Source organism: Bradyrhizobium sp. TM239, assembly GCF_036247985.1.
Classification (GTDB): Bacteria; Pseudomonadota; Alphaproteobacteria; order Rhizobiales; family Xanthobacteraceae; genus Bradyrhizobium; species Bradyrhizobium ottawaense.
Genome location: NZ_BTIR01000001.1, coordinates 236,161 through 251,277, shown reverse-complemented (window position 1 = coordinate 251,277; position 15,117 = coordinate 236,161). Strand labels below are relative to the sequence as shown.

Genomic DNA, 15,117 nt, shown 5'->3' with positions numbered 1-15,117 from the left:
GGAAATCAATGTCGATTAGTGCCCCATCACGAGCAAGTCGTTGATCGTCATCTGATCAGCGTCAGCGGTGAATGCGTCAGTTCGTGCGGTACACACGTTCTTTCACACCTGGCGATCCCGCAGTCACAGAGTTCACCCCGAGCATTCTGAGCGCAGGTTGCGTCCCGGTTGTTGGTGAGGCTTGAAAGGGCGCCAGGCTTGGTCCGAAGTGATCCCTGCTAGCGTACCTGAGGAGGACCTGTCGGATCGCTCGTGCGGTGAAACGCCTAATGCACCGCAGCGAGGCGCGTTTTCGCGGGTGCTCACAGCCCGTCGCGGCCGAAAGCGCTTGACAAGCCGCCCTTGCCGCAAAATACTTTAGGTATAAAATAAAATCTCAAAGGGGCGCGAAAGCGAGGAGCGAATGCGGGTCGACGGTACCGATGGCGGGCCGGCAAGGCGTTGCTCGAACGCACTTCTAAGAGCCGGCGTCCAGACTGCTTCATCATCGTCTTCGATCGTGACGAGTCAGACGGAGCGTTCGACAATGGTGATGTGTCATTTGACGTCATCGTGCAGAACCTCGGGTTTCGGCAACGCCGCCAACATTGAGACGACTTCAATCTTGGGAGCGCCATCAGGCAGGTCTTCAGGGCAAGAGCCGAGCGCAAGATGGGTCTCCAGTGTCATCAGCCAGGGACCCAAACTTCATCCTGTTGTTCTCCCGATGTCGCGCGAGGCGCTCGGCGCCGAGCCAGCGTTCAAGCATGAAGGTAAGTACGATCTCACAGCGATCGTTGGTTCATACAATACCGTTTAATTGGCATAAGCCGAGGAGGCGCAAATGAATGGAGCAAATTTATTTCACACGACTAACGTCGACGAAATGATCGCGGTAAGCTCTCGGTCTTTGTGCAATCACCGACTAATCGTTAAGGATCGGGGGGGGTTCCACGGAAAGTTGGCTCGAGCTCAAATCGGGGGAATCTCGATTAGCCATCTGAGCTATGGAGCGGAGCTGGAGGTCTATTCCGATGGCATGGGCGATGATCTCTTTTTCATGGAGGTACCTCTATCAGGTGAAAGTGTCACGCGCCTGGGGACGGCAAAGGTCATGGGTAATGCGAGCACTGGATGCATTATGTCGCCACAAGCGGCCTTCTCGTCAACATGGACCGCCGATTGCACCAAGCTCCTTTTTAAGATCAGTCGTACGAAAGCCGAGCAACATCTCAGGTCTTTGACCGGTGCTGATTTGCGCAAGCCATTACTTTTTGAAATGGAGATGCGCTTTGGTTCAGATATGGTTCGACCTCTTCGCGGCCTAATTGATGTTTTGCTCGCCGAGACGGGTATCTCGGATGCTCAAGGCTATAGGGCTCCAGTTCATCAGCGCCTGGAAGACGCATTCCTAACTGCTTTGCTTTGGACACAACCGCACAACTATTCCGGTCAACTTGCAAAGATAAAGAAGCCGACAGCCGTTCCCTGGTACGTGAGGCGCGCCGAGAACTACATCAAGTCGCAGTCATCTAGGCAGCTTTCCTTGGATGAAATTGCTGCCCACGTGGGAGTTAGCGCTCGTACCCTTCAAATCGGCTTTAGAGCGTTTCGGGGCGTTTCGCCGATGCTTTATCTGCGGAACTACAGGCTCGATCAAGTGATGAGTTCGCTCGAGCACGCCAGCGGCACGGCAAAGATTGGCGATTTCGCCCGCAGTGCGGGATTCGTCGACATGAGCAAGTTTGCGCGCGCGTACCGATTGCGCTTCGGTCGTACACCGCGCGAGACAATGCGAAGTAGGTCTATTACCGTCTAGGACCTGTTATTCAGGCGCGACTGACACGCCATCAGCCGACGAAGGCCAGAGAGAGCGGTTGTGCCGCCGCCGGCCGGTTCGAACGGGGCTTGGCGCCGTACCGGAATCCCGGACTGCACTGGTCGCTACGCAGCCCACTGTTTGTGGCGCTGATGATTGCTTCGGCACGGGACGTTGCAACTACCGCAATTGGAGCAGCAAGAAAGCAAGAAGCGCGAGGTACCGCATCGCCACGCCGTGGCTTGGCCAAGTGCCTGCAAGCTCTCCAAACGGTCTTTTAAGCTCTACGTTCTCGAACCAACGGTGCCGTCGACGGCTCGATCTATGCGTTGACCTTGTCACTGTCTGACAGTCTCGATACACCACCTCCATCGACGCGCCGATTGCCACCGGGTGCCTTGTGAGGCACGCGAGCCTCCTCTATCAGAACGGGCATTCTGATCGCTCTTGATGGCACCGCACGATTGAAGGCACGCGGAAGGCGTAAGCAAACTGAGCGAGGCTATCTGTCTGCCCAAATAGCGAAGACAGAATGCAAAAAGCGAAACAATCCGACTGCTAAGGATAGCGCTGCGATTGGCAATCGAGGCCGTCCTCGCATATCACGATAGCAATCATCCGACTACGGGCCCATGAGCCTGCGCACCATCGTGCGTGCCGTGCAAGTGGAATGCGCATTTGCCAGCGGCTTATCAGGGTTCTTCCAATTCAGAACGGCGCATTCGCTCCAGGTGAGCGAACAACGAGCCGCACAGCTGTGTGAGATTGAGAAAGGGGAGGCCGGAATGAACTTGAATGTGCACGCCAAGGAAGGCCAAACGCAATTGCGGCGTTGGCAAATAGGGATGCTTACTCTCGCTCTCGTCGGGGAGGTGTTTCTCGCAGCAGACTGGTATGCGTTTGCTGCGGTGATCTCTTTTGTTTCCGAGACGTTGCACCTCGATCCTGCCGAAGCTGGTTTTGCCCAAGGCATCTTCGCCCTCGCCTACGCATTCGGCATGCTGGCCTGGTCGCAGGTCACCACGCGGATGAGTGCCCGCAGCATGCTGCTTATGGGACTTGTCGGAACCGGCGTTGGAATGGTGCTGCAGACGTTCGTGCAAAGCTATGTTGAGTTGATCGCATTACGGCTGTTGATCGGCGTTTTCGACGCCGCCATCTTTCTCGGAAACATGAAGCTCATTTTCGGATGGTTTCCGCAATCACGCAGGGCAAGCGTTGTCGGGTTAGTGCTTGCTGCGTACAGTCTTGCAATCACGCTCGATTTTGCTCTTGGCATTCCACTCAGCATCGCGTTCGGCTGGAGAACATTTTTTGGAGCACTTGCCGCCGGGACATTGATCACGGGACTTGCCAATTGGCTATTCGTCAAGAATGACCCCACCGAGATTGGACATCCTGGCTTCGCATCGGAGGGGACCGAAACGACATCCTCGCTCGCGGCCTTCCGCCTGCTCGTTTCCCAGAGATGGGTTTTTGTAACTGCGGTAGGAATTTCCGCCGCTGTCGCCGCGATCGCTGGCACGGCGACTTGGGTGGTCCCCGCCTACGTCAAATTTCAACAGGTTCCGGTGGAAATCGCGGGCCTGATAGGGATGGCTATGGGGCTATCCCAAGTGGCCTTCTTGATTGTGGGCGGATACATCTCCGACCGCGTGAGGAAGACGGTCGTTATCAGGATCGGCGCCGTATTGGGCCTGGTCTCAGCATTGCTTTTCACAGTCTCAACGGTTTATCCAATGAGTCTAGCGTCGCTCTTTGTAATTGCGGGACTTAGTGGGATGTGCGTTCTCAGCGGAGGTGCGATCTTTTCGTTGCTCAGCGAAAAATATTCACCCGCTCTCGCTACAGCCGCTGTTGGATACGCCGAGATATTCGGCATGATTGCAAACTTTCTTTCTCCCTGGATGATGGGCCTGTTTCTAAACGCAACGAATGGATCATTTACTCACGCATTCTTAGCCTTCTCTGCATTGCAGGTCGTATTCGTAGTGGTACTGCTTGTGCTGGCACGTGAAGCGAGCTCTGCGAAGAGCGCTATTGTTGTACGTGATAGCGCGATCGCGAACTGAACTAGTCGCCATAACAGCGTCGAGGTGCCTACACTTTGCGCGAAGTGCGAAGCAACTGGCCCCTCGGCCTGCTATGGCCGAATGCTGGTCACTCTTGGGCGCCATCGGAATCGCGGCTCTCCTGTTCCAAGGATCAATATGGCTCAACTACCTCATGATCGCGATTGGTGGCTTCGGAATCGTCTTGGCATGGCTCATTCTCATCGGGCACCTCGCGGATTATCTTAAGCCGGAGGTGCGCTCCATGGAGCTCGTTGGACTTTGGGCACCTGCCAGAGCTCTTGATGGGACCCCGTCGGCCGCCTCGACCTAGGACGTCAATTCTAATTCTTCGCATTTGCTGGAAATCGCAGAGGTCGCCGCAGCGTCAAGCTCCATGGCTGTCACTGCGCACTCCAATCCGCGGGTCTTGCCATGCTGACGGTTACCAATCAGATCAAGGCAGCGCGAGCGCTGCTGGGATGGAACCAACTCGAACTATGCAAACAGGCCGGCGTCTCGATATCGACCATCCGGCGTCTCGAGGCTTCCGATGGATCCATCGAAGCACATTATGACACCGTCACGAAGGTCTGCAGCGCGCTTGAACGGGCAGGCGTCAGCTTCATCGACGGTCCGAACTACGGAGTACGGCTCACTATCGCCAAGCCTCAGTAGTGTTCTGCGAAGGCCAGTAGCGCAGGAGTCCAAGAAGGGAAAGAGCGGAAGCTTGACGCTGGACACTTGAGTTCTCGGCGGAACGTCTACGATGGCCACCGACGAGAAAAGCACAGCGGATTGTCGAACTCGCAAATTTAGTATCGGAGTGATGCCAGAATATTGTCTGGCGGCATTTCCATCTGACTAGCGGTAACAAATGTACGACGAAGATCGGAGCTTGCTCAACCGGAGAGGCGAGCGGCTTCCTAGCCAAGTCGACTTACAACGGTGCGAACTGCCGTCCAGAAGAATCGAGCGGGAGATGAACGTGAGAGGTCCCTCGCAGTGCCGATCACGTCCCGCTTTGCGAGCGATGAAACAGATCAGAAGTGATATTATTCAGAACAAGTCATAGCTACGTGGTCGACCGCAGGCAGAAATCGTGGCAACCGCATGGAAATATCATTTGTCGTCGCAAGGGGATTGGTTGCAGTCACGCTCACGTCCCGTAGCAAAGAAGTTACAGTTGCCAACAATTTCGCATCGAAAGTCCTTCGGAGATAGGATCATGCACATTGCAGCGGATTTCTGAATGTTCGCATTTGTGGTGACTATACAAAAGCCCGTCTGACGGATTGTTAGATCCACCGATGGGGGAAACTATGGTGAATAGACACGGACTTCTTGCACTGGCCGTGCTGGCTCTTTCAGCGAGCACGACGGCGAATGCCTACGAGTTTGGTTGGCCGGGTGCTGAACAAAAGCCTGGCTTGGTCATCGGAGCTGCCGCGGCTGCTCCTCCGCCAGGCCTCTATGGTTTCGATCAAGTCTTCCACTATCAAGCCAAACTCGTCGGGCCTGGTGCGCCCGTCGGCCCGAACGGCCAAGCAACGACCGTGAAAGGCGATGTCGCCGCGCAGGGAATCTTGTGGGTGCCAGGGTGGACCTTCCTCGGTGGCACCTACGGAGTGGTCGGTGTCGTGCCCGTCAATTCCGGCGTCGTCGGCTCGCCGATCAACGTCACCCCCGAGGGAGTACACAATCCATTCATCGCGAACGAGTTGAGTTGGCGCCTCGGGGACAGCGGCTTTTTCGTGAAGGCGGGCCTCGGCATCTACGTGCCTATCGGTACTACGACCGGTTTCAACAAGCTTGAAAGCTTCGGTGATCCCTGGTGGACGTTCCAGCCCAATCTCGTGATCTCATATCTGAAGGATGGTTGGAATCTTACAGTCAACCTTTTCGACGAGATACACACCAAGAATCCAATTACGCAGTACCAGTCTGGTGACATTTTTCATGCCGAATTCACAGCGACTAAATCAATTGGGAATTGGACGTTCGGTCCTGTAGGTTACTACGTCGGGCAAATCACCAATGATCGTTCAAGCGCCTTTTACGGGAACGCGATCAATGTGAATCGGTATGACATCTGGGCGGCTGGCGCGTTAGTGGGCTACAACTTCGGCCCCGTGCAGCTCAATGTCTGGGGGACGCAGGAATTTTCGGCGCGCGCATCTGGTGGTACGGCTGGTCCTCCCGGCATCGATACCGCGGCAGTTGCGAAGGGTTTCACGGCATTTGCCCAACTCAGTTATCGTCTCTGGGCACCGGAGGCTCCGGTGTCGCCGACACGGCCGCTCTATCGCAAGTAGTCAAGAGAACGCAGTGGCCGGCGGGCATCGCGCCCGACCGGTCGTTTGTCTTGATCCAGGGAAGAGATTGGCTGAAGAACGATATCACTCTTGACGGCAGGGATATAACAGCAAAGGGACTATCCCTTCGCTCGCCCTGCCATCGAAAGCTTATTCACTCAAGGTTTGCGATCGAGAGCCACAGCGAGCCTCTCTCTCAACGACCACCGACTGGTCAAGCGAACATGATTAGGAGGGTCTGCCGCCGTGCAAAGCGATCATGTTGACGCCGGACGTATCCGGCGCCAATCCCGCGGGCACATGCCGGTGAACTGGCGGAAACGTGAGGCGAAATGATTGGGCGAGCAATAGCCAAGTTCGAGAGCGATGGCCGTTATCGGGCTAGTCGTAGTCTCGAGCAACTGTTTAGCCTGCTCTACACGCCTACGGCTGAGCCATTCGTAAGGAGAAACGCCGGTGCTAGCGGTAAATGCGCGAGAAAAATGACTGGGTGAAAGGCCGACCGTTCGGGCCAACTCGTCGACTGAAATCGGCTGCGCGAGATTTTCTGAGAGTAGTTCGATCGCGCGATTGAGCTTCCACGGAGGAAGGATGGTGCCATCTTCATGCGGTCTATTGGACATTTTCGAAACGACCAAGCTTAACCAAAGTTAGAGTTGCGTGTTCGCAAGCCAATTCTGAATTTGACCGATCGCTTGCAACAACATTCCTAGTGCGACCACGAGAGCTAACGACGGATACCATCAGCGCCTTCGCGGAATGATCGAAGCCTTCATCCAAACGGCTTGATGCTTCTGCTCACGAGTTTTCAACCAAGGCCGGCTGGCGACGGGCTAGTGCGACATTTTGTGCACGATGAAGGGTGTAGACAAGCCTTCGCAGGCGCGTGTGCGAACTTGAAGTTACGACCGTCGCATTTGCGAGACACAGGGATCACTTCCGAAATAGAAGATATCAGAAGTGAGCTATTATTCTCTTTGGGAAGTTTGGTCTTATTTCGGGGCGGAAACGCAACACGCTGATAGAAACGCATCGCGCCGATGGAGCAATGCGAGCACATCTCTGGTTGGTATCATTGGATAGACGTGGAGGAGCGTCGTCCCGATCTCCGTGCGGCGCTGCTTCAGCGCCTTGCTAACTCTAGCTAGCACGCGCCGCGGATTCCTTCTCCGTGACGTTGCTCTAAAGCTCGATCAACGAGGATCTTCACCGAGCGGTCATTCCTGCGAGGAACGGGCAGGAAGCCGGAAGCGCCGCTCAGGCCAGTACGATGGTTGATGCTGGACTTGAATGAACGCCAGATGAAGAGTTGGTCAAGCTCGCAGAAGCCCCCGTAGGTGTAGGGGTCTACCCCCAAATTGATGTTCTTGGCCTCCAAGTCAACGGCGGAGTAGCTGCGTCTTGCCAGTTTGATCTCCGAAAAATTCTCAATATCGATGCGATCCTGGCCTCGATGCGATCGGCATAAGCTTCACGCAAAGCCTCTGTCGTGCCGTCATTCGGCTAGGTGAAGCTCCACTTTACTTTTCGTGACAATTATTGCATGTACATACAAATAAAGGGAGGGCCGATATGCACATCACAGTGTTGGGCGGAGGGAATGGATCATATGCCGCCGCTGCCGATCTTTCGGAGCAAGGCCATGGTGTCCGGCTTTGGCGACGGGATGCAGCCGGCCTAGTCCCTTTGCTTGAGAAAAAATCAATAACCTTGAAGGATGAACAGGGAGCGCGAGAAGTGCCCGTCGCGCTGGTCACCACGGATATTGGTGAGGCTATCCGTGGTTCCGAATTGATCGTCATCCCTACGCCCGCGTTCGCGCAAGACGTGATTGCACGGCTGATCGCCCCGCATTTGACAGATGGTCAGGTCATCTTCCTTCCGCCGGGCACCTTCGGAAGTTTTGCGATGATGCAGCAGGTGCGAGCCAGCGGCAGCAAGGCCGACGTCATCTTTGCAGAGACTGGCACTTTGCCCTATCTCACGCGCAAGTACGGCCGGTCCGAAGTAGCCATCACCGTGCGTGCCGTTCGCTTGCCGACCGGTTTCTTTCCAGCGAGACAAAGTGAGCGCGGGCTTGCTGTGGTGGCGAACGCATTTCCGGCAGTTCATCCGATTGAGGACGCGCTCTCTGCCGCACTGATGAACGGTGGGCCAATCATTCATCCGCCGCTGATATTGATGAATGCCGGTCCCCTGGAGTTTCAGGAGCGATACGATATTCACAATGAGGGGACGCAACCATCGGTGCGCCGTGTGATGGACGCGCTGGACCAGGAGCGAATCGCGGTTCGCGAAGCGCTTGGATATCGGCCCTACCATTATCCCTTGCGCGATACCTATGGTAGTGACCGCTGGATGTACGGCGATACCCACAAGGTGCTGGTGGACAGCGGCGATTGGCGTGAGAAGATCAATTTAACCGAGCACCGATACATGACTGAAGACGTGCACTACGGTCTGGGCTTTCTGGTGTCGGTGGCGAATTGGGTCGGAGTGCCTGCGCCGACCGCCACTGGCTTGCTTGCTATTGCGTCGGCCATTTGCTCGCGGGATCTTGCAAAAGGCCCCCGCACGATGGCCTCGCTCGGTTTGGCCGGACGCTCACCAAAGGAAGTTGGCGACATGCTGATGGTCGGAGCCGTCGCATGAGTGAGGCGTCGGTTGCCATCCTCGGTGCCGGTCGAATGGGCCGTGGCATCGCGCTCGCCTTCGCAAGACGTGGGGTGTCAAGCGTCTTGATTGACCTCAAGCCGCGCTCTGACTCTGACTTCCGAACCCTATATTCCGAAGTTAGCAAGGAAGTCGAGCTCACGGCGCAAGTGCTGGGGGAAATGGACAATGCACAGGATAAAGCGCTTGCTAATCACATAACTGTTGTGGCGCGCCATGGGATTCGTCCTGCGCTGGCGTCAGCCCGTGTGCTGTTCGAGGCCGTCCCCGAAACCATGGAAGCCAAGCGTGAGGCATTTGCCGCAATCTCCGAATATCTTCCGCAGGAGACGATTGTTGCCTCCACGTCTTCAACCTTCCTTTCGACCGATATAGCCGCGCTTGTGCCCGGGCCTCGGCGCTGCCTCAATGCACACTGGCTTAATCCAGCCTACCTCATACCACTCGTCGAAGTATCGCCTCACGAAGACACAGATCCGAACGTCGTTACGGAGTTCGCTGCATTTCTTGAAGAGAATGAGAAAGTGCCGGTGATGTGCGCCCCGTCCGCCGGCTACATCGTGCCACGTCTGCAGACCCTGATTATGAATGAGGCTGCTCGGATCGTGCAGGAGGGGGTTGCCAAGCCGCAAGACATTGACAAGGCGATCAGGGTGGGATTCGGCGTTCGTTATGCGAGTATGGGAGTTCTGGAATTCGTCGATTTCGGAGGTTGTGACATCTTGCACTACGCAAGTCATTATCTTGCCGGTGCCCTTGCGGCGGACCGTTTTGGGAGCCCGGAGATTGTTGCGCAGCACATGCGCGAGGGCCGTTTGGGTCTCAAGACCGGTCTCGGCTTCTACGACTGGAAAGGTTTGGATCTCGAAGGCTACCGGCGCTTGCTTCTTGAAAATCTTAGCTTTCACATCGAGCGCGCGATGCGGTCCGAGCAGGCGCCGCGTCCCCGGAGTGCCTACTGAAACCAATGCTTAACACCCAGCCCAAGGACCTTCCAAGTGGTGGTCATGTTCGCGCCACTTATTGCAATCTCCGTTGTCGGGCTACTATCCAAATCGGGCCCGACGCTGTTTGGGAGCTTTGTCCGTGAGAGGAGATCGAACGCGCGATGATTAAGGAAGGCGAAAGGGAATATCCTGGGCACAGTCATTTTCTTCCTTATCTTCTCAACCGAGTTGTGACGAAGCTCAATAGTGACTTCCAGCTCGAGTTGGAAGCGCTCGGGTTGACGTTTACTCAATGGCGGGTGCTGGCGTTCTTGCATGAAGAAGATGGACTGAGCATTCTGGCGCTGTCTGACGCAACCGATACGGAACCATCAACCTTGTCGCGGGCGCTGGACAAAATGGAACAGCGCGGCTGGATCTCCCGTGTGCCGGCGGCTTCGGATCGTCGGTCGATCGTCATCTGCCTGCACCCGCCCGGTCGTGACACGTTCCATAAGGCACTCGCGCTTGCTATGGGCAAACTAAGACTTTCTATTGCGGGAATCCCTGAGAACGATCTTCGGCGGTTACGGCAGTCGTTAATGCGAATCGAGAAGAATCTTGACGAGGCACGCCTGACGAGGAGCGAGAGCACCTCGAAAATATGAACAATTACACAGTTCTGTTGTGTGATTGCTCCTTCCGGTATGCCGCACCAATCTCAGTGCGCAGTCCTTGGCGGCTGCTCGCGCAATGCAACACGCATTCACAATGACGTGGCGGCGCTTCTCGAACGACGCTTTGATCCATTAATGGCTAACGACGGCTCGCCCAGCAACGTCCTGAGGTATTTCGGCTTGCGACCAATATTGTCGCTTCAGGGATAAAGTTGGCACTCCTCGTTAGCGCACCTTTTGTCTAGTCAGCCGGCCGGCGCACAGGAAATTGGCTGGATCAATGTCGGTCCTGTTCGCTCATGAGGGCTTTACCGCGCGGCAGCGACTTCAGTCACGGTACGCGAGGCTGAGGTCATCTGGACATCTGCTGACGAGGCGTGGAGAGGCTGCCGGACGTCGCAACATGACCGAACTTCATGGGACGGGCGGACAAGTGCGACGGCGTCGAAAGCGGGCGCGTTCCGCCTAATGCTGCGCCGAGCCCATTGATGCAATGCTGTTGATATCGCATTGAATAGCGTCGGGGCCTCCACGGAGGGTCCCGCGCGCCTGGTAGGCAGATCATTGAAGAGAGGTTCATTCCAACGAGGAGGCAGCCAGGAAACCGGAGGCGCCGCTCAGGCCAGGCCCTGGATGGACCGATGCGCCGATATGGTAGAGACCGCGAATATGAGTTTGATGGTTGATGCTGGACTTGAACGGACGCCAGATGAAGAATTGGTCAAGCCCGCAAAAGCCCCCGTAGGGGTCTCCCCCCTCCAAATTGATGTTCATGGCCTCCAAGTCAGCGGGCGAGTAGCTGCGTCTCGCCAGTTTGATCTCCGCAAAATTCTCAATATGGGATGCGAGCCTGGCCTCGATGCGATCGGCATAGGTTTCGCGCAAAGCCTCCGTCCATCGGCCGTCAGGCGGCGTGGGCAGGATGCCAGCCGCATCTCCCTTGATCAGTCGGGGAGCCTCCGGCATTTGGAGCCAAAGTATTGCGGCCCCGGGAGGGGCCCGACTCGGGTCGAGCGCCGTCGGTTGGCCGACACAGATCGTCGGCTCCGCCGGTAATAAGCCCCGTTCGGCCTCATTATTGGCGCGCGATACTCCGTCTAGTCCCGAGGTGAGATGCAGCAGGGCAACCTTCGCGAGCTCTGGGTCACCCTTCCACCGTGGCGTTCCCGAAAGGGCGTAGTGAATTTGCATATTTCCTTTGCCGTGCCGGAAGGTTCGCAGTCCCTCCAGGACCTTTTCCGGCGGAGGCCCCCACTCGGCAGTCAGCCGCTGATACAACTGCTTGGGTGTGGTCGAGCAGATGACGCCTTTGCGGGCGTGCACGGCCTCGCCATTCGCTAGCCGCACGCCGGCGGCGCGGCCCTTGGGACCCGGAAAGACCCCCACAGCCTCAGTTGAGGTGCGGATCGTGCCTCCCTGGTCAGTGATGAGGCGCTCGAAGGCAATAAGCAAAGAACGCGCGCCGCCAATCGCGATCGGACAGCCCGCGCTCTCAGTGGCGAATGCAATGACCTTGGCCATCGCGGCGGAATAGGCGCTCTCCGGTCCAAGACCGGTATGTAACACCCATGGGGCCCAAAGGGCGTGAACCGCTTCCGAACGATAGGTGCTTTCAAGATGGTTGCGCGCGGGCATCAGTGCTTCTCCGACCCAAGCGGCTAGATCGCGCAGGCCGCGCTTCCAGACTTCTAAGGCAACCAACTTCGCTGTCCTCAAGGACCATAGCTTGCCGCCGAGCAGAGCGAACAAAAAAGGAGCGTGGGCGCCAAGAGCGTCCATTTCTCGCGAGAAGGCCGCGCCGTCCCCTGCGGCAAGAGACTCAAAAGTAGCGACATTGCGCTTGCGATCCATTGCAAAGAGAACGCTGGACCCGTCGGCGCGAAGGACGCCCGTTGGCAAAGGAGAATCTGCGAAAGCGAAGCCTCTCTCTTCGAGATCCCTTCCGAGGATCGTATAAGCCGGGGAGGTGCGAAACAGCACCAGAGTGGTTGCCATGACGTCATGCACGAAACCTGGCGCAGTTATCTCCTCGGTGCGCAAGCAGCCTCCTATGGTCGAGTTGCGCTCGATCAAGAGAACGTTCGCGCCCTTCTTGCCTAAGGCGGCAGCGGCAACGAGTGCGTTGATGCCGCTCCCCACGATCACGTAGTCATAAGAATTCACGCGCCAATCTCCGGTTGTCCGATGCGGGAAGCAAATCAAGATTACAACGGCTCGCGGGTCCGCAGCGGTTTGAAAATATGAAAGCGGTCGCTCCGCTCCAGAAGATGTACGAAGTATTCGTCTTTGGCTCATTAGATGCGTTTCCAGAGCAGTTGTAGCAGGCGATCGATTGTCATGATCAGCGCGGCTCAGCTACCCTTCTTGAAATGTAGCATGCCGGCAAAACAAGCGGCGTCGGAAAGCAGTGAAGCTGCGATGAGGCTGAGCCTCGGGCTTCTGCGATTTCGTTCAACGACCCGTCTGATTGATGTCGCCGTTGTTGAAGCAGAGGAAAAAGAGCGGTGATGCCGAAGCTAATAGTAGTCGATCGATCGGGAGTTGAACACCACCTCTCAGGTGAAGGGATGGCCGGCCGAAGCGTAATGGAGATTATCCGCGACAGCGGAGTAGAGCAGATCCTCGCAATCTGCGGCGGCTGTTGCTCGTGCTCAACTTGTCACGTCTATGTCAATTCGTCCGCAAAGGAGCTTCCGCCGATAGGCGTCGACGAGCGCGATCTCTTGGATGGTTCGCAGCATCGAACGGAGGAGTCGCGGCTGTCTTGCCAGATTCGCTTCCACGATGATCTCGATGGCATCAAGCTAACGGTAGCCCCGGAAGACTAACATGAAGGACCTGATGCCTAAGCAATTCGGCAGACGGCACGATTCTTATCGTCGGGGGAGGCGCCCAGCACCTAGTGGCGTCGCTGCCGCACTTGTCCGCTATCGCAATTGCGATTGTTGGCCGTGAGGGATCTTTCTTAAGCAGCCGTCACTCGAAGGAGTACTCTCCGGCAGCGGGAAGACTTCGAGCGAATAGCGCTTGGCGTGAAGTTGTCGTAGCCGGTCTGGAGCGGTTGAATGAAGGCTGTAATAATAGGCTGCGGGATCGGCGGCCTGACGATCGCGCTGATGCTTCGCCAGCGGGGCATTGAGTGTGAGCTCTACGACCAGGCAAATGTCCAGTCAGGTCCAGACGTTGGAATCAATTTGGTTCCGCGCGCCGGACGAGAATTGGTACAGCTTGGCTTGCTGGGTCAATTGGATAACGAGGCCCTACAAACTCGCGAGTCGGTATATGTCGACTCGATGGGCCGCGAGCTTCGGAGGAATGCCCCTGGCGCCGAAGCGCGCTTCGAATATCCTCAGTTTTCATTGCGTCGCGGACGCCTTCTGAAGTTGCTAAGCACCGCCGTACAAGCTCGATTAGGATCATCCTGCATCCATTTCGGACATCAACTTAGGTCCTTCACCCAGGACGAGAGAGGCGTCACGGCCTATTTCTTTGACGGGCACGGATCGCATTGCCGGACAGCGAGCGGCGACATCTTGATCGGTGCAGACGGGCTTCATTCATCAGTTCGAGCTCTGCTGTTTCCACATAACGATGGGCTCCGCTTTACTGGAAGAGTAGTGTGGTGCGGGATGCATCATTGGCCTACCTTTTTGACAGGACGTTCGATGCTTATCGCTGCCGCGTCTGCGAGCAAGCTGCAGTTATACCCGATTGCCGAGGGTCCATTAAAAGGTCAGTACCTCACGAACTGGAGCGTGCTTGCCGACGTCGGGCGGGCTTGGGAAGAGCGACGGGAGGCAGGCCCGGCACGCCCCGGAGTCCTGGATGATGTCATGCCCTATGTGCGGCACTTCAGCATTCCCTATTGCAACGCCTCAGCCCTGATCCAAGCGACTCGTGAATTGTGGGAGTATCCGTTGTACGAGCGGGTTCCACTCCTTCAGTGGTCGCACGGCCGTGTGACTCTGCTCGGAGATGCAGCACATGCGGCCTATCCTGCCATCTCGAACGGCGCATCTCGGGCGATACTCGGGGCGCGGTGTCTTGCCGATAAATTGGCTGATGCGGAACATCCTCGCCACGCACTTTTCATGTATGAACAAGAATGCCTGCCCAAAGGGCGCCGTGTTTCGACGGGTTCAACGGCAGATCACACCCCCGTTACGAACAGCCTTTTGTGGCATAGCTCACAGCGCTCGGATACCCAAAAGCCTTCGAATGTCGTGAGATTTTTGCGACCGCGATCCAATGCATCCGAGAGCCGCTCCTCCTGAGAGCCTGGCTCAAAAAGCGTACACGTTTAGGGCTTGGTCAGGCGGCGAACTAAGAGCCTCAGATGGGCGGCCAGCAGCCAGGCAAGCTCGGTAGCGGCAGAGCCCTCGAAGTCTTTGGGAGAGGCGACGGCATCCTTCTATCCATGCGAAGGTGCGCTCGACGACCCAGCGCCTGGGCGGGAGCTGGAAGCCCTTGACCCCGGGGGGCGCTGGACGATCTCGATCCTCCACGGTCCGCATTTTTGAGAGTGCGTTGGCGAGCTGTTAGCCGCGATAGACCGATCGGCACAGATGTGCTCGAGACTAGGGAAGCGGCCTCGCAAGCCCTCCAACATGGGGACGGCACCATGGACATCCCGAATGTTGGCGCGATGAACATAAGCAGCCAGCCAGCGGCTTTGGT

Annotated in this window: 11 protein-coding genes and 2 pseudogenes; 9 read left to right on the top strand and 4 right to left on the bottom strand. The window is 56.7% G+C overall.

Annotated elements, in window-relative coordinates:
- Positions 1-823 precede the first annotated feature (823 nt).
- The 4 genes from AABA84_RS01185 (at position 824) to AABA84_RS01170 (ending at position 6,164) form a co-directional block, all read left to right on the top strand.
- Positions 824-1,798, top strand: a complete 975-nt coding sequence (locus AABA84_RS01185) for an AraC family transcriptional regulator (RefSeq protein WP_338311050.1) — start codon at positions 824-826, stop codon at positions 1,796-1,798.
- Positions 1,799-2,430: 632 nt separating this feature from the next.
- Positions 2,431-3,870 carry an MFS transporter gene (locus tag AABA84_RS01180; protein ID WP_338311049.1) on the top strand — a complete coding sequence of 480 codons (1,440 nt, stop codon included), beginning with the start codon at positions 2,431-2,433 and terminating at the stop codon, positions 3,868-3,870.
- 414 nt (positions 3,871-4,284) lie between these two features.
- Positions 4,285-4,527: a helix-turn-helix domain-containing protein gene (locus tag AABA84_RS01175; protein ID WP_338311048.1), complete on the top strand. Its 243-nt coding sequence runs from the start codon at positions 4,285-4,287 to the stop codon at positions 4,525-4,527.
- 632 nt (positions 4,528-5,159) lie between these two features.
- Complete coding sequence (locus AABA84_RS01170) at positions 5,160-6,164, top strand: transporter (RefSeq protein ID WP_338311046.1); 1,005 nt, start codon at positions 5,160-5,162, stop codon at positions 6,162-6,164.
- Positions 6,165-6,421: 257 nt separating this feature from the next.
- On the opposite strand, the gene AABA84_RS35025 is transcribed toward AABA84_RS01170, so the two are convergent.
- On the bottom strand, positions 6,422-6,787 hold the full coding sequence (locus AABA84_RS35025; RefSeq protein ID WP_445083392.1) for a helix-turn-helix domain-containing protein: 366 nt from the start codon (positions 6,785-6,787) through the stop codon (positions 6,422-6,424).
- Positions 6,788-7,308: 521 nt separating this feature from the next.
- Positions 7,309-7,667 (bottom strand): annotated as a pseudogene (locus AABA84_RS01165) (hypothetical protein); the annotation flags it as partial.
- 69 nt (positions 7,668-7,736) lie between these two features.
- Here AABA84_RS01165 and AABA84_RS01160 point away from each other — a divergent pair.
- From AABA84_RS01160 to AABA84_RS01150, 3 genes are all read left to right on the top strand, one after another.
- Positions 7,737-8,816, top strand: coding sequence for an NAD/NADP-dependent octopine/nopaline dehydrogenase family protein (locus tag AABA84_RS01160; RefSeq protein ID WP_338311045.1), 1,080 nt, complete (start codon positions 7,737-7,739; stop codon positions 8,814-8,816).
- Entirely contained in the window at positions 8,813-9,799 is a 987-nt protein-coding gene (locus tag AABA84_RS01155; RefSeq protein WP_338311043.1) for a 3-hydroxyacyl-CoA dehydrogenase NAD-binding domain-containing protein, read from the top strand. Before AABA84_RS01160 ends, AABA84_RS01155 begins: the two co-directional genes overlap by 4 nt.
- A 146-nt stretch (positions 9,800-9,945) precedes the next feature.
- Positions 9,946-10,431, top strand: coding sequence for a MarR family winged helix-turn-helix transcriptional regulator (locus tag AABA84_RS01150; protein WP_338311042.1), 486 nt, complete (start codon positions 9,946-9,948; stop codon positions 10,429-10,431).
- 585 nt (positions 10,432-11,016) lie between these two features.
- Here the strand turns inward: AABA84_RS01150 and AABA84_RS01145 are convergent.
- Positions 11,017-12,603, bottom strand: coding sequence for a phytoene desaturase family protein (locus AABA84_RS01145; RefSeq protein ID WP_338311041.1), 1,587 nt, complete (start codon positions 12,601-12,603; stop codon positions 11,017-11,019).
- Positions 12,604-12,947: 344 nt separating this feature from the next.
- Here AABA84_RS01145 and AABA84_RS01140 point away from each other — a divergent pair, with 344 nt between their 5' ends.
- Positions 12,948-13,268, top strand: a complete 321-nt coding sequence (locus AABA84_RS01140; RefSeq protein ID WP_338311478.1) for a 2Fe-2S iron-sulfur cluster-binding protein — start codon at positions 12,948-12,950, stop codon at positions 13,266-13,268.
- Between the two features lie 237 nt (positions 13,269-13,505).
- A complete protein-coding gene (locus AABA84_RS01135) occupies positions 13,506-14,714 on the top strand; it encodes an FAD-dependent monooxygenase (protein WP_338311040.1) in 1,209 nt (402 codons plus the stop codon).
- Positions 14,715-14,740: 26 nt separating this feature from the next.
- Here AABA84_RS01135 and AABA84_RS01130 read toward each other — a convergent pair.
- Positions 14,741-15,103 (bottom strand): annotated as a pseudogene (locus AABA84_RS01130) (transposase); the annotation flags it as partial.
- Positions 15,104-15,117 lie beyond the last annotated feature (14 nt).

Bases quoted from the DNA above. Each gene is read 5' to 3' on its own strand.
- AABA84_RS01185 (WP_338311050.1), top strand. From the start codon at position 824: ATGAATGGAGCAAATTTATTTCACACGACTAACGTCGACGAAATGATC.
- AABA84_RS01180 (WP_338311049.1), top strand. From the start codon at position 2,431: ATGAGCCTGCGCACCATCGTGCGTGCCGTGCAAGTGGAATGCGCATTT.
- AABA84_RS01175 (WP_338311048.1), top strand. From the start codon at position 4,285: ATGCTGACGGTTACCAATCAGATCAAGGCAGCGCGAGCGCTGCTGGGA.
- AABA84_RS01170 (WP_338311046.1), top strand. From the start codon at position 5,160: ATGGGGGAAACTATGGTGAATAGACACGGACTTCTTGCACTGGCCGTG.
- AABA84_RS35025 (WP_445083392.1), bottom strand. From the start codon at position 6,787: ATGTCCAATAGACCGCATGAAGATGGCACCATCCTTCCTCCGTGGAAG.
- AABA84_RS01160 (WP_338311045.1), top strand. From the start codon at position 7,737: ATGCACATCACAGTGTTGGGCGGAGGGAATGGATCATATGCCGCCGCT.
- AABA84_RS01155 (WP_338311043.1), top strand. From the start codon at position 8,813: ATGAGTGAGGCGTCGGTTGCCATCCTCGGTGCCGGTCGAATGGGCCGT.
- AABA84_RS01150 (WP_338311042.1), top strand. From the start codon at position 9,946: ATGATTAAGGAAGGCGAAAGGGAATATCCTGGGCACAGTCATTTTCTT.
- AABA84_RS01140 (WP_338311478.1), top strand. From the start codon at position 12,948: ATGCCGAAGCTAATAGTAGTCGATCGATCGGGAGTTGAACACCACCTC.
- AABA84_RS01135 (WP_338311040.1), top strand. From the start codon at position 13,506: ATGAAGGCTGTAATAATAGGCTGCGGGATCGGCGGCCTGACGATCGCG.